The following is a 23,492-nucleotide window of genomic DNA, read 5'->3' on the forward strand; positions in this document are numbered from 1 at the left end:
GTGACCTTTAACTCCAGCATCTCAAAAGGGGGCAATTCCTTGACCGCTTCAAGCAAAACGTTGCACCTTTTCGGCATCAAAGCCTGCGACACCATGAAAAAGGCGCGCACCTGGCTCGATGAACACGCTGTCAGCTATGACTTCCATGACTACAAAGCGGCCGGAATCGACCGCGAACACCTGGCCCAGTGGTGCAACGAGCACGGCTGGCAGGTGGTGCTGAACCGTGCGGGCACGACCTTTCGCAAACTCGACGACGAACGCAAAGCCGATCTCGACCAGGCGAAAGCGATCGAACTGATGCTCGCGCAACCCTCGATGATCAAGCGCCCGGTGCTCGATCTCGGCGACCGAACCCTGATTGGCTTCAAGCCCGATATCTACGCGGCAGAAATCAAATAACGCCTGCCCGCTCAATTTTGTAAGAGGTAACAGCATGTCCACTACCCTGTTCAGCCTGGCCTTTGGTGTCGGCACTCAAAACCGTCAAGGCGCGTGGCTGGAAGTGTTTTACGCCGCGCCCCTGCTCAAGCCGTCCGCGGAAATCGTTGCCGCCATCGCCCCGGTGCTGGGTTACAGCGAAGGCAACCAGGCCATCACCTTCACCACCACCCAGGCCGCAGAGCTGGCCGACGCCCTGAAAAGCATCGACGCCACCCAGGCCGCGCTGCTGACCCGCCTGGCCGAGAGCCACAAGCCGCTGGTCGCCACCCTGCTGGCCGAAGACGCCCAGTTGACCTCCACCCCGGAGGCCTACCTGAAGCTGCACCTGCTGTCCCACCGCCTGGTCAAGCCGCACGGCCTGAACCTGGCCGGGATCTTCCCGCTGCTGCCGAACGTGGCCTGGACCAACCAGGGCGCGGTGGACCTCGGCGAACTGGCCGAGCGCCAACTGGAAGCCCGCCTGCGTGGCGAGCTGCTGGAAGTGTTCTCGGTGGACAAGTTCCCGAAAATGACCGACTACGTGGTACCGGCCGGCGTGCGCATCGCTGACGCCGCGCGTATCCGCCTGGGCGCCTACGTGGGCGAAGGCACCACCGTGATGCACGAAGGTTTCGTCAACTTCAACGCCGGCACCGAAGGCCCGGGCATGATCGAAGGCCGGGTGTCTGCTGGCGTATTCGTCGGCAAGGGTTCGGACCTGGGCGGCGGTTGCTCGACCATGGGCACCCTGTCGGGCGGCGGCAATATCGTGATCAAGGTCGGCGAAGGCTGCCTGATCGGCGCCAACGCCGGTATCGGTATCCCGCTGGGCGACCGCAATACCGTGGAGTCGGGCCTGTACGTGACCGCCGGGACCAAGGTGGCGCTGCTGGACGAGAACAACCAGCTGGTCAAGGTGGTCAAGGCCCGCGAACTGGCCGGCCAGCCTGACCTGCTGTTCCGTCGCAATTCGGAGACCGGTGCCGTGGAGTGCAAGACCCACAAATCGGCCATCGAACTGAACGCAGCGCTGCACGCTCACAACTAAGCGTCACGCACCTCTACCTGCAGGAGCGAGGCTGCCCGCAAAGCTTTGGGCTGCCTCGAGTCCCCCTTGGCGGGCAGCCTCGCTCCTACCGGTTACAGGTCCGGCGTATACCCGCCCATGTTCACCAGGGCCCGATAGCATGATGATTCCTTCTCCCTGGCGTGCCGACTTCCCGGCCATCGCCGCCCTGCAACGGCAGGACCAGACCTACCTGGACAACGCCGCCACCACGCAAAAACCCCAAGCCCTGCTGGACGCCCTGGCGCACTACTACGCCAATGGCGCGGCCAATGTGCATCGCGCGCAGCACCTGCCTGGCGCTCACGCCACCCAGGCGTTCGAGAACAGCCGCCACAAGGTGGCGCAGTGGCTGAACAGCGGTGACAGCGGGCAGATCATCTTTACCCACGGCGCGACCTCCGCGCTGAACCTCCTGGCCTATGGCCTGGAACATCGATTCAACCCGGGCGATGAAATCGTCATCAGCGCCCTGGAGCATCACGCCAACCTGCTGCCCTGGCAGCAACTGGCGCACCGTCGCGGCCTCAACCTGGTGGTCCTGCCGCTGGACAACGACGGCCTGATCGATCTCGACGCCGCGGCACGCCTGATCGGCCCGCGCACCCGGCTGCTGGCCGTCAGCCAGCTGTCCAACGTGCTCGGTGCCTGGCAGCCCCTGCCGCAGTTGCTGGCCCTGGCCAAGGCGCACGCCGCCCTGACCGTGGTCGACGGCGCCCAGGGCGTGGTCCACGGCCGCCACGATGTGCAGGCGCTGGGCTGCGATTTCTATGTGTTCTCCAGCCACAAGCTCTACGGCCCGGACGGCGTCGGCGTGCTGTACGGGCGCACCGAGGCGCTGCAAGGCCTGCGTCACTGGCAGTTTGGTGGCGAGATGGTCCAGCAGGCCGAATACCAGCACGCCAGCTTCCGCCCCGCCCCGCTGGGTTTCGAAGCCGGTACGCCGCCGATCGCCAGCGTGATTGGCCTGGGCGCGACCCTGGATTACCTCAGCGGCCTCGACCAGGACGCCGTCAGCGCCCATGAAGCCGCGCTGCACGACTACCTGCTGCACGGCCTGCTGGCCCGCAAAGGCCTGCGCCTGCTGGGCAAGCCGCAGCTGGCGCTGGTCAGCTTCGTGGTCGATGGCGTGCACAACGCCGACCTGGCTCACCTGCTGACCGAACAGGGCATCGCCGTGCGCGCCGGGCATCACTGCGCCATGCCACTGCTGAAAAGCTTCGGCCTGGCCGGTGCGACCCGCGTATCCCTGGCGCTGTACAACGACTCCGAGGACCTGGAACGCTTCTTCGAGGCCCTCGATCAGGCGCTGGAGCTGTTGCGATGAGCCTGCCCGCCGAGGCCCTGGCCGCCCTCGACAGCTTTCAGGGCGCTCCCGGTTGGGAACAGCGCGCACGCTTGCTGATGCAATGGGGCGAACGCCTGGCACCGCTGAGCGACGCCGACAAGGTCGAGGCCAATCGGGTGCATGGCTGTGAAAGCCAGGTCTGGCTGGTGGGCACCTTGCAGGACGGTCACTGGCAGTTCGCCGCCAGCAGCGATGCACGCCTGATCCGTGGCCTGGTGGCCCTGCTGCTGGCGCGGGTCAACGGCTTGTCCGCCGAGGAACTGCAACGGGTGGACTTGCCGGACTGGTTCAATCAACTGGGCCTGTCGCGCCAGTTGTCGCCGTCGCGCAGCAATGGGCTGAACGCGGTATTGCAGCGGATGCGCGAGCTGGCTGGCAACTACTGATCCAATCGCGATCTACCCGACCCGAATCTCTGTAGCCGCTGCCGCAGGCTGCGATCGGCTCCGCAGGAGACGTGCTCTTGAGGCCCCCGGAAGCCCCTTCGGGCCTTATCGCAGCCTGCGGCAGCGGCTACAGGAATCTATTGCGTCAGATGGGTTTGACTCTGTCCGCCGGGCGCCGCACGCCAGCCACCAGCTTGTCCACCGCCTTGGTCGCCGCGACCATGCCGAAGGTCGCGGTGACCATCATCACCGCGCCAAAACCGCCGGCGCAGTCGAGTTTCACGCCATCGCCGACAAAGCTCTTCTGCAGGCAGATGCTGCCGTCCGGTTTCGGGTAGCGCAGCTGCTCGGTGGAAAACACGCAAGGCACGCTGTAGTGACGGGTCACGGTGCGGGAAAACCCGTAGTCGCGCCGCAGGGTCGAACGCACTTTCGAGGCCAGCGGGTCGTTGAAGGTACGGTTCAGGTCGCAGACCTGGATCAGCGTCGGGTCGATCTGCCCGCCCGCGCCGCCGGTGGTGATGATCTGGATCTTGCGCCGTTTGCACCAGGCGATCAGCGCCGCCTTGGCGTTGACGCTGTCGATGCAGTCGATCACGCAATCGATGTTCGGCGTGATGTATTCGGCCATGGTCTCGCGGGTGACGAAGTCCGCCACCGCATGCACGGTGCAGGCCGGATTGATCCCGCGCAGGCGCTCGGCCATGACCTCGACCTTGGCCTTGCCGACCGTGCTGTCGAGGGCGTGCAGCTGCCGATTGCTGTTGCTGACGCAGACGTCGTCCAGGTCGAACAGCGAGATCTCGCCCACTCCGCAACGGGCAATGGCTTCCGCCGCCCAGGAGCCGACCCCGCCGACCCCGACGATCGCCACATGGGCGGCGCGCAAGCGTTCCAGGCCCTCGATGCCATACAACCGGGCGACGCCAGCAAACCGCGGATCTTCTGTACTCATGACCATTACCCCAAAAACCGGCGCGCATTATAGGGCCGATGTCCGTCAAGAGCATCTTTGCCCTATGAATGGCAGTCGGGGCTGCTTTAATGAGGGAACAATCTGAAAATTTCGTCGCCGAGAACTTAAATCAAGTTGAATTGCCCAACCTGCGGCTTTCCCCTGTGCGCTGTACGCTCAGCCGAAGGCCAGTGTAGGATGCGCGCCGCTTGGCGCATGCCGACCGTTCCCCCGTTCCACACCCTTTGGAACCCGAAATAGCTATGTCATCGCGTAAATTTGGACTCAACCTGGTGGTGGTTCTGGCAATCGCCGCCCTGTTCACCGGCTTCTGGGCACTGGTCAACCGCCCGGTTTCCGCCCCCAATTGGCCTGCACAAATCTCCGGCTTTTCCTACTCGCCTTTCCAGCTGGGCCAGTTCCCGCAGAAAGACCAGTTCCCGACCGACGACGAAATGCGTCGCGACCTGGAGATCATGAGCAAGCTGACCGACAACATTCGGACCTACTCGGTCGACGGCACGCTGGAGAACATCCCCAAGCTGGCGGAAGAGTTCGGCCTGCGCGTGACCCTCGGGATCTGGATCAGCCCGGACCTGGAGCGCAACGAGCGTGAAATCACCCGCGCCATCGACATCGCCAACAACTCGCGCAGTGTGGTGCGCGTGGTGGTCGGTAACGAAGCGATCTTCCGCAAGGAAATCACCGCCGACCAGTTGAGCGTCCTGCTCGATCGCGTACGGGCCGCGGTCAAGGTGCCGGTCACCACCTCCGAACAGTGGCACGTCTGGGAGGAACACCCGGAACTGGCCCAGCACGTTGACCTGATCGCCGCGCACGTCCTGCCCTACTGGGAATTCATCCCGATGGACAAGGCCGGGCAGTTCGTCCTCGACCGCGCCCGCGACCTGAAACAAATGTTCCCGAAAAAACCGCTGCTGCTGTCCGAGGTGGGCTGGCCGAGCAACGGCCGCATGCGTGGTGGCGCCGACGCCAGCCCGGCGGACCAGGCGATCTACCTGCGTAACCTGGTCAACAAGCTCAACCGCCAGGGCTACAACTACTTCGTGATCGAAGCCTTCGACCAGCCGTGGAAGGCCAGCGACGAAGGTTCGGTAGGCGCCTACTGGGGCGTGTTCAACGCCGCGCGCCAGCAGAAATTCAACTTCGAAGGCCCGGTGGTGGCGATCCCGCAATGGCGCGTGCTGGCCATCGGCTCGGTGGTCCTGGCGCTGCTGTCCCTGACCCTGCTGATGATCGACGGCTCGGCCCTGCGCCAGCGCGGGCGGACCTTCCTGACCTTCATCGCCTTCCTCTGCGGCTCGGTGCTGGTGTGGATCGGCTACGACTATAGCCAGCAATACAGCACCTGGTTCAGCCTGACGGTGGGCTTCCTGCTCGCCCTGGGTGCGCTCGGGGTGTTCATCGTGTTGCTCACCGAGGCCCATGAACTGGCCGAGGCGGTCTGGGTGCACAAGCGCCGGCGCGAGTTCCTGCCGGTCGAAGGCGACTCCAACTACCGGCCGAAAGTCTCGATCCATGTGCCGTGCTACAACGAGCCGCCGGAAATGGTCAAACAGACCCTCAATGCCCTGGCCAACCTCGACTATCCGGACTTCGAAGTCCTGATCATCGACAACAACACCAAGGACCCGGCGGTCTGGGAGCCGGTGCAGGCCTATTGCGAAACCCTCGGCCCGCGCTTCAAGTTCTTCCACGTCGCGCCCCTGGCCGGTTTCAAGGGCGGCGCGCTGAACTACCTGATCCCGCACACCGCCAAGGACGCCGAAGTGATCGCGGTGATCGACTCGGACTACTGCGTCGATCGCAACTGGCTCAAGCATATGGTGCCGCACTTCGCCGACCCGAAGATCGCCGTGGTGCAATCGCCGCAGGATTACCGCGACCAGAACGAAAGCACCTTCAAGAAGCTCTGCTACGCGGAGTACAAAGGCTTCTTCCATATCGGCATGGTCACCCGCAACGACCGTGACGCGATCATCCAGCACGGCACCATGACCATGACCCGCCGTTCGGTCCTGGAAGAACTGGGCTGGGCCGACTGGTGCATCTGCGAAGACGCCGAGCTGGGCCTGCGGGTGTTCGAGAAAGGCCTGTCGGCAGCGTATTACCACACCAGCTACGGCAAGGGCCTGATGCCGGATACCTTCATCGACTTCAAGAAACAGCGTTTCCGCTGGGCCTATGGGGCGATCCAGATCATCAAGCGCCACACCGCCAGCCTGCTGCGCGGCAAGGACACCGAGCTGACCCGTGGCCAGCGCTACCACTTCCTCGCGGGCTGGCTGCCGTGGGTGGCGGACGGCATGAACATCTTCTTCACCCTCGGCGCCCTGCTCTGGTCGGCGGCGATGATCATCGTGCCGCAGCGCGTCGATCCGCCGTTGCTGATCTTCGCGATCCCGCCCCTGGCGCTGTTCGTGTTCAAGGTCGGCAAGATCATCTTCCTCTACCGCCGGGCGGTCGGGGTCAACCTCAAGGACGCGTTCTGCGCGGCCGTGGCGGGCCTGGCGTTGTCCCACACCATCGCCAAGGCGGTGCTGTACGGCTTCTTCACCAGTAGCATTCCGTTCTTCCGCACGCCGAAGAACGCCGACAACCACGGCTTCTGGGTGGCGATCTCGGAAGCCCGGGAAGAGCTGTTCATCATGCTGCTGTTGTGGGGCGCGGCGCTGGGCATCTACCTGGTGCAGGGCGGCCTGCCGAGCAACGACATGCGCTTCTGGGTGACCATGCTGCTGGTGCAGTCGCTGCCGTATGTGGCGGCGCTGGTCATGGCCTTCCTGTCGTCGCTGCCAAAACCGCTTGCCGAAAGCGCACCGGTGACGGCCGCATAAATCGCGGCAAAGCACTAAACGGCGGCCTCTGGCCGCCGTTTTGCTTTAAGATATCCGCCATTTTGCGCGCCTTGCCCCATTACCGTAGGAGCGAGGCTTGCCCGCGATAGCCACGACGCGGTTTGCCTGAGACACCTCAGGTTTTCCATCGCGGGCAAGCCTCGCGCCTACACATAACGCCTTGCACCGGAGTTTCCCCATGACGGCCCACGCCGACCTTTCGCCGACCCTGCAACTCGCCTGTGACCTGATCCGCCGCCCGTCGGTGACGCCGGTCGACGCCGACTGCCAGAAGCTGATGATGCAGCGCCTGGGCGATGCGGGCTTCAAGCTGGAGCCGATGCGCATCGAGGATGTGGATAACTTCTGGGCCAGCCACGGCAAGCACGAAGGCCCGGTGCTGTGTTTCGCCGGCCATACCGATGTGGTGCCCACCGGCCCGGTCCAGGCCTGGCAGAACGACCCGTTCGACGCGTTGATCGACGAGCACGGCATGCTCTGCGGGCGCGGCGCGGCGGACATGAAAGGCAGCCTCGCGGCGATGCTGGTGGCGGCCGAGCGTTTTGTCGCCGACTACCCGGACCACAAAGGCTCGGTGGCCTTCCTGATCACCAGCGACGAAGAAGGCCCGGCCCACCACGGCACCAAGGCGGTGGTCGAGCGCTTGGCGACGCGCAAGGAGCGCCTGGACTGGTGCATCGTCGGCGAGCCGTCGAGCACTAGCCTGGTCGGTGACGTGGTCAAGAACGGCCGTCGCGGCTCCCTCGGCGCCAAGCTCACGGTGCGCGGCGTGCAGGGCCACGTGGCCTACCCGCACCTGGCCAAGAACCCGATCCACCTGGCCGCCCCGGCCCTGGCCGAACTGGCCGCGGAACATTGGGACGACGGCAATGCCTTCTTCCCGCCCACCAGCTTCCAGATTTCCAACCTGAATTCCGGCACCGGCGCGACCAACGTGATCCCCGGCGAGCTGGTGGCGGTGTTCAACTTCCGCTTCTCCACCGAATCCACGGTCGAAGGCCTGCAACAGCGCGTGGCCACCATCCTCGACAAGCACGGCCTGGACTGGCATGTGGAGTGGGCGTTGTCGGGCCTGCCGTTCCTCACCGAACCGGGCGCCCTGCTCGACGCGGTGTCGGCCAGCATCAAGGACGTCACCGGCCGCGAGACCAAGGCCTCCACCAGCGGCGGCACCTCCGACGGGCGCTTCATCGCCACCCTCGGCACCCAGGTGGTCGAGCTGGGCCCGGTCAACGCCACCATCCACCAGGTCAACGAGCGCGTGCTGGCTAGCGATCTCGACGTGCTGACCGAAATCTACTATCAGACCCTGATCAAGTTGCTCGCCTGATGCTTGCCTGCCCTATCTGCGCGGCGCCCCTGAGCGCCGTCGACAACGGTGTCGTGTGCCCGGCCGGGCACCGCTTCGACCGCGCCCGCCAGGGTTACCTGAACCTGCTGCCGGTGCAGCACAAGAACAGCCGCGACCCGGGCGACAACCAGGCCATGGTCGAAGCCCGCCGCGACTTTCTCAATGCCGGCCATTACGCCCCGGTGGCCAGGCGCCTGGCCGAACTGGCCGCCGAGCGCGCCCCGCAGCGCTGGGTCGATATCGGTTGCGGCGAGGGTTACTACACCGCCCAGATCGCCGAAGCCCTGCCCCAGGCGGACGGTTATGCCCTGGACATCTCCCGGGAAGCGGTCAAGCGCGCCTGCCGCCGTGCCCCGCAGCTAACCTGGTTGATCGCCAGCATGGCCCGGGTGCCCCTGGCCGATGCCAGTTGCCAGTTCCTCGCCAGTGTCTTCAGCCCGCTGGACTGGCAGGAAGCCAAGCGCCTGCTCAGCCCTGGCGGCAGACTGATGAAGGTCGGACCGACCAGCGGCCACCTGATGGAATTGCGCGAGCGCCTGTACGACGAGGTCCGCGAATACACCGACGACAAACACCTGGCGCTGGTGCCCGCAGGCATGGCGCTGCAACACAGTGAAACCCTGGACTTCAAGCTGACGCTGAGCAATCCGCAGGATCGCGCCAACCTGCTGGCCATGACGCCCCACGGCTGGCGCGCCAGTGCCGAACGCCGGGCCAGCGTGATCGAGCAGGCCGAGCCCTTCGAGGTCAGCGTGTCGATGCGCTACGATTACTTCGTGCTGCAATAACCCATCAATCCACGGCCTCAAGCAGCGACTCGAGGCCGAATAAATCCGCGAATGGATTTTTCAGACCCGCAGTGAGGACATCCATGCGCCAACCGGATATCGAGATTTACCTGAAAGACGCCGACGTCGACCACAAGGCCATCGCCGCCTGGCTCGGCGCGGCCCTGGGCCCGTGCAGCGACTGGGTGCAGAAAGGCCAGACCTACAAATGCAAGGCGGGCAGCGTGCCAGTGACCTGGCTGCCGAAAGCCGTGGGCAAATGGAACAGCCTGTACCTGGAAAGCGACCAGACGCCGTGGGACGACGACATCGCCTGCGCCCGCGCCGCCTTCGCCGCGCTGAACGTCGAAGTGCGCTGCGCACCGGGCAGCTGGGTCGAGGAAGAAGGTGAGGAGTCGGCCGACCGCTGGATTCGCATCAGCGCCGACGGGGAAGAAGAGATTACCTGGCGCACCGCCTGATTCTGATTACAGTAGGAGCGAGCGGGCGGCGATCCGACTTGCCCGCGATAGCGCTTTACCTGACACAACGCTATCGCGAGCAAGCCTCGCTCCTACAAGGCACAGCGCTTACAAGCCCACTACATCCTCAGCCTGCAACCCCTTCTGCCCCTCTACCACGGCGTATTCAACCTGCTGCCCTTCGGTCAGCGAGCGGTGGCCTTCACCACGAATAGCACGGTAGTGGACAAATACATCGGCACCACCTTCACGCTGAATGAAGCCGTAACCCTTGGCGTCGTTGAACCACTTCACGCTGCCGGTCTCGCGAGTTGCCATCAATCCATCCTCCGTCTTTTTATTATCAGTCGGCTTACTGAAACGAAGCCGTGAGAACTTTCGCCTGGACCTGGGTTTCTATTGATGGGCCCCGCATGCCCAGGCGTCAGTCGGGCGAGTATATGACAGGCAGAAAAACTCTCAACTCAATCTTGTTTGCCGCTTTTTTGCCGATTTTCGGTGAATCCGGCACACTAGCCGCCCCGAGCAACTGCTCGGTTTTTTCCACTAAAGCAGAAGCCGTATGACCCGCTCCCCGTTCCGCCGTCTTGTGTTTGGCACCTTGCGCCGACTGTTGTACCTCTGGGTTCGCTCGGAGACGATCAACCAGTCGTCCTTCACCCTCAACCTCGACCGCAGTCGTCCGGTGTTCTACGTCCTGCAAAACCCTTCGCTCACCGACCTTGCCGTGGTCGATACCGAGTGCACCAAGGCCGGGTTGCCGCGCCCGGTGCTGCCGGTCTCGGTGGGTAACCTGCTGGAACCCGCCGCGTTCTTCTACCTGACCCCGGCCCCGGACTGGCTCGGCCGCCAGGACAAGCGCGGCGCGCCACCGACCCTGACCCGCCTGGTCAGCGCCCTGAGCCAGAATGCCGCCGAAGACGCGCAGATCATTCCGGTCAGCGTGTTCTGGGGCCAGTCGCCCGACAGCGAATCGAGCCCGTGGAAACTGCTGTTCGCCGATAGCTGGGCAGTCACCGGGCGTCTGCGCCGGCTGCTGAGCATCATGATCCTGGGCCGCAAGACCCGGGTGCAATTCTCCGCACCGATCCACCTGCGCGAACTGATCGAGCACAACAAGGGCCACGAGCGCACCGTGCGCATGGCCCAGCGCATCCTGCGGGTGCACTTTCGCAACCTGAAGGCCGCGGTGATCGGCCCGGACATTTCCCACCGGCGCAACCTGGTCAAGGGCCTGCTGAACCAGCCGCTGGTCAAGCAGGCAATCCTCGACGAAGCCGAACGGGAAAAGATCTCCCCGGAAAAGGCCAAGGCCGTGGCCTTGCGTTATGGCAACGAGATCGCCTCGGACTACACCTTCACCGCGATCCGCTTCCTCGAAGTGGTGCTGAGCTGGTTCTGGAACAAGATCTACGACGGGATCAAGGTCAACCACATCGAAAGCGTACAGAAAGTCGCCCCGGGCCACGAAGTGATCTACGTGCCCTGCCACCGCAGCCACATCGACTACCTGCTGCTGTCCTACCTGCTGTTCCGCAACGGCCTGACCCCGCCGCACATCGCCGCCGGGATCAACCTGAACATGCCAGTGATCGGCAGCCTGCTACGCAGGGGTGGAGCGTTCTTCATGCGCCGCACCTTCAAGGGCAACCCGCTCTACACCTCGGTGTTCAACGAATACCTGCATACCCTGTTCACCAAGGGTTTCCCGGTGGAGTACTTCGTCGAGGGCGGGCGTTCGCGCACCGGGCGCATGCTGCAACCGAAAACCGGGATGCTGGCCATCACCCTGCGCAGCTTCCTGCGCTCCTCGCGCATGCCGATCGTCTTCGTCCCGGTGTACATCGGCTACGAGCGCGTGCTGGAAGGCCGCACCTACCTGGGCGAGCTGCGCGGCGCGAGCAAGAAGAAAGAGTCGATCTTCGACATCTTCAAGGTCATCGGCGCCCTCAAGCAGCGTTTCGGCCAGGTGGCGGTGAACTTCGGCGAGCCGATCAAGCTGGCCGAGTTCCTCGACCAGGAACAGCCAGGCTGGCGCGCCCAGGAGCTGGGTCCGCAGTTCAAGCCGGCCTGGCTCAACGAAACCACCAACCGCCTGGGTGAAAAAGTCGCCCAGCACTTGAACGAGGCGGCGGCGATCAATCCGGTCAACCTGGTGGCCCTGGCGCTGCTGTCCACCAGCCGCCTGGCCCTCGACGACCGCGCCATGGCCCGGGTCCTGGACCTGTACCTGGCGCTGCTGCGCAAGGTCCCCTACTCGCCCCACACCACCCTGCCGGAAGGCGATGGCCGGGCCTTGATCGAGCATGTGAAGGACATGGACCTGCTGTCCGAGCAGAGCGATGCCCTGGGCAAGATCCTCTACCTGGACGAGCAGAACGCCGTCCTGATGACCTACTACCGCAACAACGTGCTGCACATCTTCGCCCTGCCGGCGTTGCTGGCGAGCTTCTTCCAGAGCTCGTCGCGCATGAGCCGCGAACAGATCCTGCGCTACACCCGGGCGCTGTACCCCTACCTGCAGTCGGAGCTGTTCATCCGTTGGTCCCTGGACGAACTGGACGGGGTGATCGACCAATGGCTGGAGGCCTTCGTCGAGCAAGGCCTGCTGCGCTTCGAGAAGGAGCTGTACCTGCGTCCGGCCCCAAGCTCGCGGCATTTCGTGCTGCTGACCCTGCTGTCCAAGAGCATCGCCCAGACCCTGCAGCGCTTCTACATGGCCATCTCGCTGCTGCTCAACAGCGGCCAGCGCAGCATCAGCGCCGAAGAGCTGGAAGACCTGTGCACGGTCATGGCCCAGCGCCTGTCGATCCTGCATGGCCTGAATGCCCCGGAGTTCTTCGACAAGAGCCTGTTCCGCCACTTCATCCAGACCTTGCTGGAACAGGACGTGCTGCGCCGCGACGAGGCTGGCAAGCTGAGCTACCACGAACTGCTCGGCGAACTGGCCGAGGGCGCGGCCAAGCGCGTGCTGCCGGCGGAGATTCGCCTGTCGATCCGCCAGGTGGCCCTGCATCGCAGCGAAGATGCTGCCGAGCAGGTCGCCGCACCGCAGCAAAGCGACTAGATTCTTATCGGCGCCAGGCGGTTTCTGGCGCCCCCCCGATACGGAGATCCAGCATGAAAAAGTTCACCCTGCTCGCCCTTGCCACCCTGCTCGGGGCCTGTAACAGCATGCAACCTGCCAGCAAAGCCAGCCTCGATGGCGAAGTCTTCTACCTGCAACGCATCGCCCTGCCGCCAGCCGCCACCCTGAGCGTCAGCCTGCAGGACGTGTCGCTGGCCGACGCCCCCGCGGTGCTGCTGGCCGAACAGAAAGGCCCGGTCAAAGGCCAGGTGCCGCTGCCCTTCCACCTCAGCTACGACCCGGCCCAGGTCAAACCCGGGCACCGTTATTCGGTCAGCGCGCGGATCGAAGTGGCTGGCAAACTGCTGTTCGTCACCACCGAGCACAACGGGGTGAAACTCGACGGCAGCGATCCGCAATCGCTGAAAATCCGCGTCGACGCGGTTCGCTAATCCCTTCTCTCGAACAAGGAAGCTGCCATGCTCCGTTCTTCCCTTCGCTTCACCAGCCTGTGCGCCGGCCTGCTGATCTGTGCCAGTGCCCTGGCGCTGTCCCTCGGCGATCTGTCGCAGCAAGACGCCACCGGCGGCCTCAAGGACGCCCTGACCCAGGGAGCCCAGGTCGCGGTCAAACAACTGGGCACCGCCGGCGGCTTCAGCAACAACCCGGACGTGCGCATCGAACTGCCGGGCAGCCTCGGCAAAGTGGCGAAGAAAATGAAGCAGTTCGGCATGGGCGCCCAGGTCGAGGAACTCGAGACCAGCATGAACAAGGCCGCCGAGGCCGCCGTGCCGCAGGCCCAGGCGCTGCTGGTGGATGCCGTGAAGAAGATGAGCGTGGAGGACGCCAAGGGCATTCTCAGCGGTGGCAAGGATTCCGCCACCCAATACCTGAGCAAGACCAGCCGCGAACAGATCCGCGTGAAGTTCCTGCCGATCGTCAAACAGGCCACCGACCAGGTGGGCCTGGCCAAGCAGTACAACGCCTTCGCCGGCCAGGCCGCCACCTTCGGCGTGCTGGATGCGAAGAACGCGAATATCGAAAGCTACGTGACCGAACAGGCGCTCAACGGCCTGTTCGAGATGATCGGCAAACAGGAAGCGACCATTCGCGAGAACCCGGCGGCAGCGGCCACCAGCCTGGCGAAGAAGGTGTTCGGTAGCCTGTAACCCCTACCTGTAGGAGCGGCCGGTCGACGCTCGATTGCTCGCGATCTAGACGCCGCGGTGTGCCTGACACACCGCGGCGTCTAGATCGCGGGCAAGCCTCGCTCCTACAGGCGAATCAGGTTTTTTTGACCCGGAACCACGCCGCGTACAACGCCGGCAAGAACAGCAGGGTCAGCGCCGTCGCTACAATCAGCCCGCCCATGATCGCCACCGCCATCGGCCCGAAGAACACGCTGCGTGACAGCGGGATCATCGCCAGCACCGCCGCCAGCGCGGTCAGCACGATCGGCCGGAAACGCCTGACCGTCGCCTCGATGATCGCCTGCCACGGCGTGAGCCCGGCGGCGATGTCCTGCTCGATCTGATCCACCAGGATCACCGAGTTGCGCATGATCATCCCCGACAGCGCGATGGTCCCGAGCATCGCCACGAAGCCGAACGGCTGGCGGAACACCATCAGGAACAGGGTCACGCCGATCAGCCCCAGCGGCGCGGTGAGGAACACCATCGCCGTGCGCGAGAAGCTGCGTAGTTGCAGCATCAGCAGGGTCAGCACCACCACGATGAACAGCGGCACGCCGGCCTTCACCGAGTTCTGCCCGCGGGCCGAGTCTTCCACGGTGCCGCCGACGTCCAGCAGGTAACCGTCCGGCAGTTCGGCGCGGATCGGCTCCAGGGTCGGCAGGATCTGTTGCACCAGGGTCGCCGGCTGTTCCTTGCCATAGATGTCGGCCCGCACGGTGACGTTCGGCAGGCGGTTACGGTGCCAGATGATGCCTTCCTCGAAGCCGTATTCCAGGGTCGCGACCTGCGACAGCGCCACGCTCTTGCCGTTGTCGGTGGGCACCGCCAGGCTCGACAGCAGCGACAGCTCGGTGCGTTCATGCAAGGTCCCGCGCAGCAGGATCTCGATCAACTCGTTGTCTTCGCGGTACTGGCTGACGCTGGAACCGGTCAGCGAGCTTTGCAGGAATTTCGCCAGGTTGGCGGTACTCACGCCCAGGGCCCGCGCACGGTCCTGATCGATATTGAGGTAGACCACCTTGCTCGGCTCCTCCCAATCCAGGTGCACGTTGACCACGTGGGGGTTCTCGCGGACCTTGGCCGCCACCTTGCGCGCCAGGGCCCGCACCTCTTCGATGTGCTCGCCGGTGACGCGGAACTGCACCGGATAGCCCACGGGCGGGCCGTTCTCCAGGCGGGTGACTCGCGAGCGCAGGGCCGGGAACTGCTCGTCGAGGGTTTCGATCAGCCAGCTGCGCAGGCTTTCACGCTCCTCGATGGTCTTGGCCAGCACCACGAACTGGGCAAAACTCGCCGCCGGCAGTTGCTGGTCCAGGGGCAGGTAGAAACGCGGCGAACCGGTGCCGACGTAAGCCACATAGTTATCGATGCCGGCGTGATCCTTGAGCATCGCCTCCAGGCGCTTGACCTGATCGGCGGTGTTGCTCAGGGACGCGCCCTCGGCCAGCTTCAGGTCGACCATCAGCTCCAGGCGCCCGGAAGCCGGGAAGAACTGCTGCGGCACGAAGCGGAACAGCATCACCGAGGCAATGAACAGCAGCACGGTCAAGGCGATCACGGTCTTGCGCCGGCGCACGCACCATTCCACCATCCGCCGCACCCGCTGATAGAACGGCGTGCCGTACGGATCGGGCTGGCCGTCGGCGCTGCCGTGCTTGGCCGCATGCAGCTTGGCCAGGTCCGGCAGCAGCTTCTCGCCCAGGTAGGGCACGAACACCACCGCGGCGATCCATGAGGCCAGCAAGGCGATGGTCACCACCTGGAAGATCGAACGGGTGTATTCGCCGGTGCCGGACTGCGCCGTGGCGATCGGCAGGAAACCCGCGGCAGTGATCAGGGTACCGGTGAGCATCGGGAACGCCGTGCTGGTCCAGGCGTAGCTGGCGGCCTTGAGCCGGTCGTAGCCCTGCTCCATCTTGATCGCCATCATCTCCACCGCGATGATCGCGTCGTCCACCAGCAGGCCCAGCGCCAACACCAGCGCGCCTAGGGAGATCTTGTGCAGGCCGATCCCTAGGTAGTACATGGTGGCGAAGGTCATCGCCAGCACCAGCGGAATCGCCAGGGCCACCACCATGCCGGTGCGCACGCCGAGGGAAAAGAAGCTCACCAGCAGCACGATCGCCAGGGCTTCCACCAACACCTGGACGAACTCACCGACGCCGGTCTTCACCGCGGCCGGCTGGTCGGAGACCTTGCGCAGTTCCATGCCGGCGGGGAGGTTTTTCTGGATCCGGGCGAACTCCAGTTCCAGCGCCTTGCCCAACACCAGGATGTCGCCGCCGTCCTTCATCGCCACGGCGAGGCCGATCGCGTCCTGGCCCATGAAACGCATGCGCGGCGCCGGTGGATCGTTGAAGCCGCGACGCACATCCGCCACATCGCCGATACGGAAGGTGCGGTCGGCCACCCGGATCGGGAAGTTGCTAATCTGCTCGACGCTCTGGAAATTACCGGACACCCGCAATTGCAGGCGCTCGCTGCTGGTCTCGAAGAAGCCGGCGGTGGACACCGCGTTCTGCTCCTCCAGGGCCTGCTGCACCGCCGCCAGCGGCAGGCCGAGGGTCGCCAGCTTGACGTTCGACAGCTCGATCCAGACCTTCTCGTCCTGCAAGCCCAGCAGGTCGACCTTGCCCACGTCCTTGACCCGCTGCAGCTGGATCTGGATGCGGTCGGCGTAATCCTTGAGCACCGCGTAGTCGAAACCGTCGCCGGTCAGCGCATAGATATTGCCAAAGGTGGTGCCGAACTCATCGTTGAAGAACGGGCCCTGGATACCCGGCGGCAGGGTATGGCGAATATCGCTGATCTTCTTGCGTACCTGATACCAGAGCTCGGGGATCTGGTTCGAGTGCATCGAGTCGCGCGCCATGAAGGTCACCTGGGACTCGCCAGGGCGGGAAAACGAGACGATGCGCTCGTATTCGCCGGTTTCCATCAGTTTCTTTTCGATGCGTTCGGTGACCTGCCGGGAAACCTCCTGGGCCGTGGCGCCCGGCCAGTTGGTGCGGATCACCATGGCCTTGAAGGTGAAGGGCGGGTCTTCGCTCTGGCCCAGCTTGGTGTAGGACAACGCCCCGACAATGGCCAGTAACAGCATCAGGAACAACACGATCTGGCGGTTGCGCAACGCCCATTCGGAAAGATTGAAACCCATCGGGGATTACTCCTTGGCCGCCAGATTGACCACGCGGTTGGAGCGATCCACCGGGCGCACCTGCTGCCCCTCATGGAGCACATGCACACCCGCCGCCACCACCCAGTCGCTGACGCCGAGGCCTTCGAGAACCGGCACGCTCTTTTCGCCAAAGGCGCCGAGACGCACCGGGGTCTTTTTCAGGGTGTTGTTGGCGTCGACCCGCCAGACATAGGCGGCACCGTTCTCCGCAGTCACCGCCGACAGCGGCACCGACAACGGCACACTGGCCGCGGCCTGGATGAACACTCGGGCGCTCTGCCCCAGCTCGGCCGGGACCTTGCCGGCGGTAAAGGCGATGCGGGCGGCGAAGGTACGGGAGCGTGGGTCGGCGGCCGGCGACAGCTCGCGGATCTGCCCGGCGAAACGCTGGTCGGGCTGGCTCCACAGCTCCACTGACACCGGCTGGCCGATGCGGAAGCGGCCGAAACCCTGCTCCGGCAGGCTGATCAGCACTTCCCGCTCGCCGTCGGTAGCCAGGGTAAAGACGGTCTGGCCGGCGGCGACCACCTGGCCAACCTCGACCGTGCGCCGGGCCACGACTCCATCCTGGGGCGCGCGCAGCACGGCGTAACCGGCCTGGTTGCTGGCCACGTCGAACTCGGCCTTGATCTGCTTGAGCCGGGCCAGGCCGGAGCGATACAGGTTTTCGGCGTTGTCGTACTGGGAACGGCTGACCAGTTGCCGGTCCATCAAGGTCTTGTAGCGGTCACGCTCGGAGCGCACCAGATTCAGGTTGGCTTCGGCCGCCGCCACCTGGGCCCGGGTGGCTTCCAGTTGCAGCCGCACGTCCTGCGGGTCGAGCTCGGCCAATGGCTGGTCGGCTTTCACCCGCTGCCCCTCATCGACCAGTCGTCGGCTGACCTTACCCCCAATCCGGAACGCCAGGTCCGGTTCGTAACGCGCGCGGACCTCGCCGGGGTAGCTGTCCATGGCCTGCGCCGCGGGCTCTGGCTGCACCACCATGGCCGGGCGGACGGTGGTTTGCGCCGTTTCTTCATGGCCGCACGCGGACAGCAGAACGGCCAGGCTGACTGGCAACGCGAGGGATAAGGCATAGCGGAACATGGCGGGGGACCTTTCGCTAAGGGTGCTTCGAATAATTATACTGGTGGGTATGTTATTAATAGCAAACTCACCAGTCCAGTATTAAAGCGAAGAATGTCCGACAATCTTTCTACCTCAAACGGCCCCGGCCGCCCCAAGGACCTGGCAAAACGCCAGGCCATTCTCGAAGCCGCGAAAACGCTGTTTCTGAGCAACGGCTACGCCAACACCAGCATGGACGCGGTAGCTGCCGAAGCCGGTGTTTCCAAGCTGACGGTGTACAGCCATTTCAACGATAAGGAGACCTTGTTCTCCGCCGCGGTAATGGCCAAGTGCGAGGAGCAGTTACCGACGCTGATCTTCGAGCTGCCGGCCGGCATGCCGATCGAAAACGTGCTGCTGAATATCGCCCGGGGCTTTCACCTGCTGATCAACAGCGAAGAATCCTTGAACCTGCATCGCCTGATCATGGCCCTGGGCAGCCAGGACCCGAAGCTCTCGCAGATCTTCTTCGAGGCCGGGCCACAACGCATGGTGCAAGGTATGGAGCGGCTGCTGACGAGGATCGACCAGAGCGGCGCCCTGCGCATCGACAAACCGCGCAATGCCGCCGAGCATTTCTTCTGCCTGCTCAAAGGCGCGGCGAACTTTCGCCTGCTCTACGGCTGCGGCGAACTGCTGAGTGACGAAGCCGCCGAGGAGCATGTACGGGAAGTGGTGGGGTTGTTCATGCGCGCGTATCGAGCCTGAAGGCCCTATCGCGAGCAAGCTCCTACAGGTCATGCGCAGTCTCTGTAGGAGCGAGCTTGCTGGCGAAAAAACCGATGAAGATCAGGCCTTCAGCGCCTTCTTCGGATAGATATCGTAACGGCTGGATTTGCCATCCAGCGCATGGCTCGGCTTGGGGCCTGCGATGCACGGCGCCTTGCGCGGGCGCTTGACCACCACCCGGTGGCTGGCCAGGGCCAGGGCGGCCTCCAGCAGTGCCGGGGCGTCCGGGTCGTCCCCGACCAGTGGGCGGAACAGGCGCATTTCCTTTTTCACCAGCGCGGTCTTTTCCCGATGCGGGAACATCGGGTCCAGGTAGATCACCTGGGGCGGCTCGCCCTCCCAATTGCGCATCACCTCGATCGAGTTGCCCTTGAGCAGGCGCATGCGCGCCACGATCGGCGCCACTTCGAAATCCTCTCCCGCCCGGGCCAGGCCGTCTTCGAGCAAGGCGCCGATCAAGGGCTGGCGCTCGATCAGGCTCATCTCGCAGCCGAGGCTGGCCAGGACGAACGCATCCTTGCCCAGCCCCGCCGTGGCATCCAGGATCCGCGGGCGCACGCCCTGGGTAATGCCCACCGCCTTGGCGATCATCTGCCCGCTACCGCCGCCATACAGCCGCCGGTGCGCCGCGCCACCCTCGACAAAGTCCACCCGCACCGGCCCTGGCGCGTCGGCGCCGAGCTGCTGCAGCTGCAAGCCCTGCTCGCCGACCTGCAGGGCGAACTCCGCCTCGTCGATCTGCAATGGCAGCTCCAGTCGCTCGGCCCAATGCGCGGCCTGCGGCTGGAATGCCTCGGCCAAGGCCTCGACTTTGATGCGGCAGGCCGCTGGTTGCTCACTCATCTGAAAACACGCTCAAAAAATTAATGATCGGCAAAAACTGCCGATAAAAGAACTATCCGGCATTTTGCCAGAGCTGAGCGTCGACCCGAGAGAAATGTCAGACATTCGAAGCCTATCCATTGGCGTCATATCGCCCCACGGCGATTACGGCCTAAAAAATTCCCAAGCACTGAGCGGCGTCAGCCATCTGTGGCAGGATTTTTTTGCCCAGGCGCTGGCCGAGCAACGCGGCGATGGCACGAAGGTCACTGACGACAATTCTCCGGTGGCCGTGGACGGCCCGACCGAACCCCATGGCGGCAGCGACCTGCTGGCGCAAATCGTTACCCAGCGTCATTGCGACGTCCAGGACACCGAGATCCGCCCGCCGGAACCGTTGTTCCTACCGATCGCCGAGTTCGAAACCGAGCTGCTGGACAAACCGTTTCCGCCGTTCCCGCCGGAAGAAATCGCCGCCCAGCAACACCAGCAAGACTTCGAAAGCGGCTGGGTACGCCCCATTGTCCTCAATGCCGGCCAGCCCCTGCCCGAGCCGGGCCCGGCGCCGCAACCGCGGCCGTTGCACCTGCCGATCGCCGAATTCGAACTGGACCTGCTGGATAAACCCTTCCCGCCCTTCCCGCCGCAAGAGCTCATCGAGCAACAGAAGCAGTTCGATTTCGATACCGGCTGGGCGCGTCCGCTGATCCTGCAGAACCTGCGGATCGCCGCCTGACCTTCAACCAGCCGCGTCAGACACTCATTAGCCTGAGCGCAGCCAGCAACGACGCTTTCCCGCCCCGCTCAGCCCTTGAACAACCGATTGATCTGCCCGAACGGCAAAGCCTGGTCGGCAAAGTCGAAGCTGCCGTGGTCGCGGATTTCCTGCGCTGCCTGATAGAAGGCGCCATAGGCGGCCCGCGCCAGGGCCGAACCGACGCTGATCCGCTTCACCCCCAGCTTGCTCAACTGCGCCAGGGTCAATTTCAGGCCACCCGACATCAGCACGTTGACCGGTTTGGGCGCCACCGCGCGGACCACAGCGATGATTTCCTCGGCCGAGCGCAACCCAGGCGCATACAGCACATCGGCGCCGGCCTCGGCATAGGCTTGCAGGCGGCGAAGGGTGTCCGGCAGGTCCTGCCGGCCATGCAGCAGGTTTTCCGCCCGTGCCGTGAGCACAAAGGGAAAAGGCAATTGCCGCACTGCGGCGACCGACGCCTCGATACGCTCGACCGCCAGTTTGAAGTCATAGATCGGATCATCGGCCCGGCCCGTGGCGTCTTCGATGGAGCCGCCCACCGCCCCGCAGGTGGCCGCTTGGCGCAGGGTCCGGGCACAGCCTTCGGGGCTGTCGGAAAAACCGTTCTCCAGGTCCACCGCCACCGGCAGGCTGCTGGCGCCGACTATGGCGCGAACGTTACCCAGGGTGTCCTCCAGGGACAAGGCACCTTCGGCGTCGGGGCGCCCCAGGGAAAAAGCGAAACCGGCGCTGGTGGTCGCCAGGGCCTCGAAGCCGAGGCTGGCCAGCATCTTGGCGGAGCCCGCGTCCCAAGGGTTGGGAATCACGAAAGCCCGATCACGCTCATGCAGGGCCTTGAAGGTTTGGGCACGAAGGGTTTGCGCATCCATTGGCGGACTCCTGGGCAGGGAAATGATCCCGCTCAGAGCAAGCCGAGTTGCTCCGCGGCGGGCTCTCTGTATAGCTCAGGCAAGGCCGGCAATCCAGGCAGGCGCTCCATCAGGCGCGCGTGAAAACGCCGCGCCAGCTCGGCGGCCAGGCGGTTATCAGCGGTGTGCAGGAAGATGTAGGGGGTTCGCCCTTCCTCGATCCAGCCGGCGACCTTGTCGATCCAGGGCACCAGGAACGGGTCATTGGCCTCAAGCTCCGGATGACCGATAAAGCGCACCTGGGGAAACTGGGTGAAGGCGGCCGGGCGCGGCGGTACCTTGGGTTTCTTCGATTGCGCATGGAGCACCGACGGCTCGCTGGACGTGCAACTGAACAAGGCGCGCGGGTCGAGGCAGATGCGCTCTACCCCACGATCCAGCAGCAGGCGGTTGAGCATGCGCTCGGCATCGCCCTTGGCGAAGAAATCCCGATGCCGGACTTCCACCGCCAACGGCCGCTCCAGGCCGTCGATAAAGCCCGCCAGTTCCGCCAGGCGCTGCGGTGTGAAGCTTGCGGGCAGTTGCAGCCACAGCGGCGAAACACGTTCGCCCAGCGGGCTGAGCAACTGCAGGAAGCTCTCGGCCGCGCCCAATTGTTCGCGCAGGTCGCCGCCATGGCTGATGTCGCCGGGAAACTTGGCGGTGAAGCGGAAATGTTCGGGCATGGTCTGCGCCCAGCGCTGCACCGTGGCCTCGGCGGGGCGCGCATAGAAGGTGGTATTGCCTTCCACGGCATTGAAGACCTGGCAATACAGGCCGAGAAAATCCGTCGGCCGCGCGCTTTCCGGGTACAGGTACTCACGCCAGGCGTTTTCGCTCCAGGAAGGACAACCGAGGTAATAAGGCAGCAACATCAGATGTGCAGGTCGAGACCCACCACTTCCATATCCCAATCGACGAAACCGGCGGTGGTCAGGTAGCTGGCCAGAGCGTTGGCGACGCTTCTTTTCATGGCGCGCTGGAAGATCATGTCCTGTGGACGGGCGGGCAGGTTGCTGGTGCGCCCGGCGGAAGCCTGGGAGCGCGCCTGGGCAGGAGTCTCGGGTTGGACTTCGACGGCATCTGCGTCCTCGAGGGAGTCGTCCAGCAGCACGCTGCCTTTGCGAGGCTTGCGCTTGATGGGGTAGGACTGAGAGGAAATGCCGTCTATGCGCATAATCACATGCTCGATATCGATGATGGCAATTTAGCGGCACCTCGCCGACTACGCAAATGCCGAGTGATAACTAGAACACAGAAAATGCAAAAGGTTTAAAAGCCACCGGAAACTGGCACGAAAACCTGACGATTGACACGCTCGCCACGCGGGCTCGTGATGGCGAACAGCTCTGCAGCGGCCTGTCAGCGCGCTTTTGGCGTCGCCACCTTGTCCCGCAGGTACACCGGTTGCGCCTCATCCGCCGGGATCGCCTCGCCGCGCTCCCAGGCAAAGCGCGCCAGGGTCAGCAAATCTTCGGCGTGGGGCAGCATGCCCGCGTCCTGGCCACTGAGATTAACCCCGATACGCTCGGCGTAGCCCCAGCCGGTGCCCGCGCCGAACCAGTCGCCGCTGGCGTCCACCGGCAACGCAGCGGCTTCCGGCGGCAGCACCGCTTCGGCCCCTGCCAGGCGCATCTCGCCCGCCACTTCGCGGTAGCAGCCCCAGTAGACCTCATCCATTCGCGCATCGATGGCGGCGGCCACCTGGGTCGCGCCGTGTTCGCGCAATGCGCGCTGCGCCAGCACCGCCAGGTTCGACACCGGCAGCACCGGGCGCTCCAGGGCGAAGGCCAGGCCCTGGACCACGCCGATGGCGATCCGCACACCGGTAAAGGCCCCAGGCCCGCGACCGAAGGCAATGGCATCGACGGCCTGCACGCTGGTGCCGGCATCGGCCAGCAGTTTCTGGATCATCGGCAGCAGCTTCTGTGCATGCAGGCGCGGGATCACCTCGTAGTGGCTCGTCACCTTGCCGTCGTGCAGCAAGGCAACCGAGCAGGCTTCAGTCGCGGTGTCCAGGGCCAGCAAGGTGCTCATCGATGTTTCCATAAGGCAGAGGGAGTTGAAAAAAGTGACGCATTATAAACAG

22 protein-coding genes are annotated in these 23,492 nt (G+C 64.4%); 13 read left to right on the plus strand and 9 right to left on the minus strand.

The window, feature by feature from the left end; all coding sequences use genetic code 11:
• Nucleotides 1-93 precede the first annotated feature (93 nt).
• The 4 genes from J4E58_RS12225 (at nucleotide 94) to J4E58_RS12240 (ending at nucleotide 3,223) form a co-directional block, all read left to right on the plus strand.
• The gene (locus tag J4E58_RS12225; protein WP_238437447.1) at nucleotides 94-402 is read left to right on the plus strand and encodes an arsenate reductase; all 309 of its coding nucleotides are present in this window, start codon (nucleotides 94-96) and stop codon (nucleotides 400-402) included.
• Nucleotides 403-436: 34 nt separating this feature from the next.
• The gene (dapD, locus tag J4E58_RS12230) at nucleotides 437-1,471 is read left to right on the plus strand and encodes a 2,3,4,5-tetrahydropyridine-2,6-dicarboxylate N-succinyltransferase (protein WP_007924084.1); all 1,035 of its coding nucleotides are present in this window, start codon (nucleotides 437-439) and stop codon (nucleotides 1,469-1,471) included.
• Nucleotides 1,472-1,610: 139 nt separating this feature from the next.
• Complete coding sequence (locus tag J4E58_RS12235) at nucleotides 1,611-2,816, plus strand: aminotransferase class V-fold PLP-dependent enzyme (protein ID WP_087091376.1); 1,206 nt, start codon at nucleotides 1,611-1,613, stop codon at nucleotides 2,814-2,816.
• Nucleotides 2,813-3,223: a SufE family protein gene (locus tag J4E58_RS12240; RefSeq protein ID WP_007924086.1), complete on the plus strand. Its 411-nt coding sequence runs from the start codon at nucleotides 2,813-2,815 to the stop codon at nucleotides 3,221-3,223. The genes J4E58_RS12235 and J4E58_RS12240 overlap by 4 nt, the downstream gene beginning before the upstream one ends.
• A gap of 145 nt (nucleotides 3,224-3,368) precedes the next feature.
• Here the strand turns inward: J4E58_RS12240 and tcdA are convergent, their stop codons facing one another.
• Nucleotides 3,369-4,178, minus strand: coding sequence for a tRNA cyclic N6-threonylcarbamoyladenosine(37) synthase TcdA (gene tcdA / locus J4E58_RS12245; RefSeq protein WP_009042375.1), 810 nt, complete (start codon nucleotides 4,176-4,178; stop codon nucleotides 3,369-3,371).
• Between the two features lie 263 nt (nucleotides 4,179-4,441).
• On the opposite strand from tcdA, the gene J4E58_RS12250 reads away from it, so the two are divergent.
• From J4E58_RS12250 to J4E58_RS12265, 4 genes are all read left to right on the plus strand, one after another.
• The gene (locus tag J4E58_RS12250; protein WP_087091375.1) at nucleotides 4,442-7,036 is read left to right on the plus strand and encodes a glycosyltransferase; all 2,595 of its coding nucleotides are present in this window, start codon (nucleotides 4,442-4,444) and stop codon (nucleotides 7,034-7,036) included.
• Nucleotides 7,037-7,235: 199 nt separating this feature from the next.
• Complete coding sequence (gene dapE / locus J4E58_RS12255; RefSeq protein WP_087091374.1) at nucleotides 7,236-8,387, plus strand: succinyl-diaminopimelate desuccinylase; 1,152 nt, start codon at nucleotides 7,236-7,238, stop codon at nucleotides 8,385-8,387.
• Nucleotides 8,387-9,196 carry a putative RNA methyltransferase gene (locus J4E58_RS12260; protein WP_087091373.1) on the plus strand — a complete coding sequence of 270 codons (810 nt, stop codon included), beginning with the start codon at nucleotides 8,387-8,389 and terminating at the stop codon, nucleotides 9,194-9,196. The genes dapE and J4E58_RS12260 overlap by 1 nt, the downstream gene beginning before the upstream one ends.
• A gap of 83 nt (nucleotides 9,197-9,279) precedes the next feature.
• Nucleotides 9,280-9,657, plus strand: coding sequence for a hypothetical protein (locus J4E58_RS12265; protein ID WP_007927921.1), 378 nt, complete (start codon nucleotides 9,280-9,282; stop codon nucleotides 9,655-9,657).
• Between the two features lie 108 nt (nucleotides 9,658-9,765).
• Here the strand turns inward: J4E58_RS12265 and J4E58_RS12270 are convergent, their stop codons facing one another.
• Entirely contained in the window at nucleotides 9,766-9,975 is a 210-nt protein-coding gene (locus J4E58_RS12270; protein ID WP_007927922.1) for a cold-shock protein, read from the minus strand.
• 244 nt (nucleotides 9,976-10,219) lie between these two features.
• Between J4E58_RS12270 and plsB the strand changes: the two genes are divergently transcribed.
• Genes plsB through J4E58_RS12285 form a run of 3 tightly spaced genes read left to right on the plus strand, consistent with a single transcriptional unit; the run spans nucleotide 10,220 to nucleotide 13,893 of the window.
• Nucleotides 10,220-12,724 (plus strand): glycerol-3-phosphate 1-O-acyltransferase PlsB, encoded by a 2,505-nt coding sequence (plsB, locus tag J4E58_RS12275; RefSeq protein ID WP_053259787.1) that lies wholly within the window; start codon nucleotides 10,220-10,222, stop codon nucleotides 12,722-12,724.
• 53 nt (nucleotides 12,725-12,777) lie between these two features.
• On the plus strand, nucleotides 12,778-13,176 hold the full coding sequence (locus J4E58_RS12280) for a YbaY family lipoprotein (protein ID WP_087091372.1): 399 nt from the start codon (nucleotides 12,778-12,780) through the stop codon (nucleotides 13,174-13,176).
• 27 nt (nucleotides 13,177-13,203) lie between these two features.
• Complete coding sequence (locus J4E58_RS12285; RefSeq protein WP_087091371.1) at nucleotides 13,204-13,893, plus strand: DUF4197 domain-containing protein; 690 nt, start codon at nucleotides 13,204-13,206, stop codon at nucleotides 13,891-13,893.
• Nucleotides 13,894-14,008: 115 nt separating this feature from the next.
• Here the strand turns inward: J4E58_RS12285 and J4E58_RS12290 are convergent, their stop codons facing one another.
• Complete coding sequence (locus tag J4E58_RS12290) at nucleotides 14,009-17,074, minus strand: efflux RND transporter permease subunit (RefSeq protein ID WP_087091370.1); 3,066 nt, start codon at nucleotides 17,072-17,074, stop codon at nucleotides 14,009-14,011.
• A 6-nt stretch (nucleotides 17,075-17,080) separates the two neighbouring features.
• A complete protein-coding gene (locus J4E58_RS12295) occupies nucleotides 17,081-18,181 on the minus strand; it encodes an efflux RND transporter periplasmic adaptor subunit (protein WP_087091369.1) in 1,101 nt (366 codons plus the stop codon).
• A gap of 93 nt (nucleotides 18,182-18,274) precedes the next feature.
• Here J4E58_RS12295 and J4E58_RS12300 point away from each other — a divergent pair, with 93 nt between their 5' ends.
• Nucleotides 18,275-18,910: a TetR/AcrR family transcriptional regulator gene (locus J4E58_RS12300; protein ID WP_087091368.1), complete on the plus strand. Its 636-nt coding sequence runs from the start codon at nucleotides 18,275-18,277 to the stop codon at nucleotides 18,908-18,910.
• An 81-nt stretch (nucleotides 18,911-18,991) separates the two neighbouring features.
• Here the strand turns inward: J4E58_RS12300 and J4E58_RS12305 are convergent, their stop codons facing one another.
• Complete coding sequence (locus tag J4E58_RS12305) at nucleotides 18,992-19,774, minus strand: class I SAM-dependent methyltransferase (protein WP_087091367.1); 783 nt, start codon at nucleotides 19,772-19,774, stop codon at nucleotides 18,992-18,994.
• Nucleotides 19,775-19,868: 94 nt separating this feature from the next.
• Between J4E58_RS12305 and J4E58_RS12310 the strand changes: the two genes are divergently transcribed.
• Nucleotides 19,869-20,489 (plus strand): energy transducer TonB, encoded by a 621-nt coding sequence (locus J4E58_RS12310; protein ID WP_172963008.1) that lies wholly within the window; start codon nucleotides 19,869-19,871, stop codon nucleotides 20,487-20,489.
• 68 nt (nucleotides 20,490-20,557) lie between these two features.
• Here the strand turns inward: J4E58_RS12310 and J4E58_RS12315 are convergent, their stop codons facing one another.
• The 4 genes from J4E58_RS12315 to tsaB form a co-directional block, all read right to left on the minus strand.
• Nucleotides 20,558-21,385: an oxaloacetate decarboxylase gene (locus J4E58_RS12315; RefSeq protein ID WP_087091365.1), complete on the minus strand. Its 828-nt coding sequence runs from the start codon at nucleotides 21,383-21,385 to the stop codon at nucleotides 20,558-20,560.
• Between the two features lie 32 nt (nucleotides 21,386-21,417).
• Complete coding sequence (locus tag J4E58_RS12320; RefSeq protein WP_009042363.1) at nucleotides 21,418-22,278, minus strand: DUF72 domain-containing protein; 861 nt, start codon at nucleotides 22,276-22,278, stop codon at nucleotides 21,418-21,420.
• The gene (locus tag J4E58_RS12325; protein WP_009047187.1) at nucleotides 22,278-22,580 is read right to left on the minus strand and encodes a hypothetical protein; all 303 of its coding nucleotides are present in this window, start codon (nucleotides 22,578-22,580) and stop codon (nucleotides 22,278-22,280) included. Before J4E58_RS12325 ends, J4E58_RS12320 begins: the two co-directional genes overlap by 1 nt.
• 185 nt (nucleotides 22,581-22,765) lie before the next feature.
• Entirely contained in the window at nucleotides 22,766-23,440 is a 675-nt protein-coding gene (gene tsaB, locus J4E58_RS12330; protein WP_087091364.1) for a tRNA (adenosine(37)-N6)-threonylcarbamoyltransferase complex dimerization subunit type 1 TsaB, read from the minus strand.
• Between the last annotated feature and the right edge of the window lie 52 nt (nucleotides 23,441-23,492).

It is taken from the genome of Pseudomonas sp. FW305-25, from assembly GCF_017351415.1.
GTDB classification, from domain to species: domain Bacteria; phylum Pseudomonadota; class Gammaproteobacteria; order Pseudomonadales; family Pseudomonadaceae; genus Aquipseudomonas; species Aquipseudomonas chlororaphis.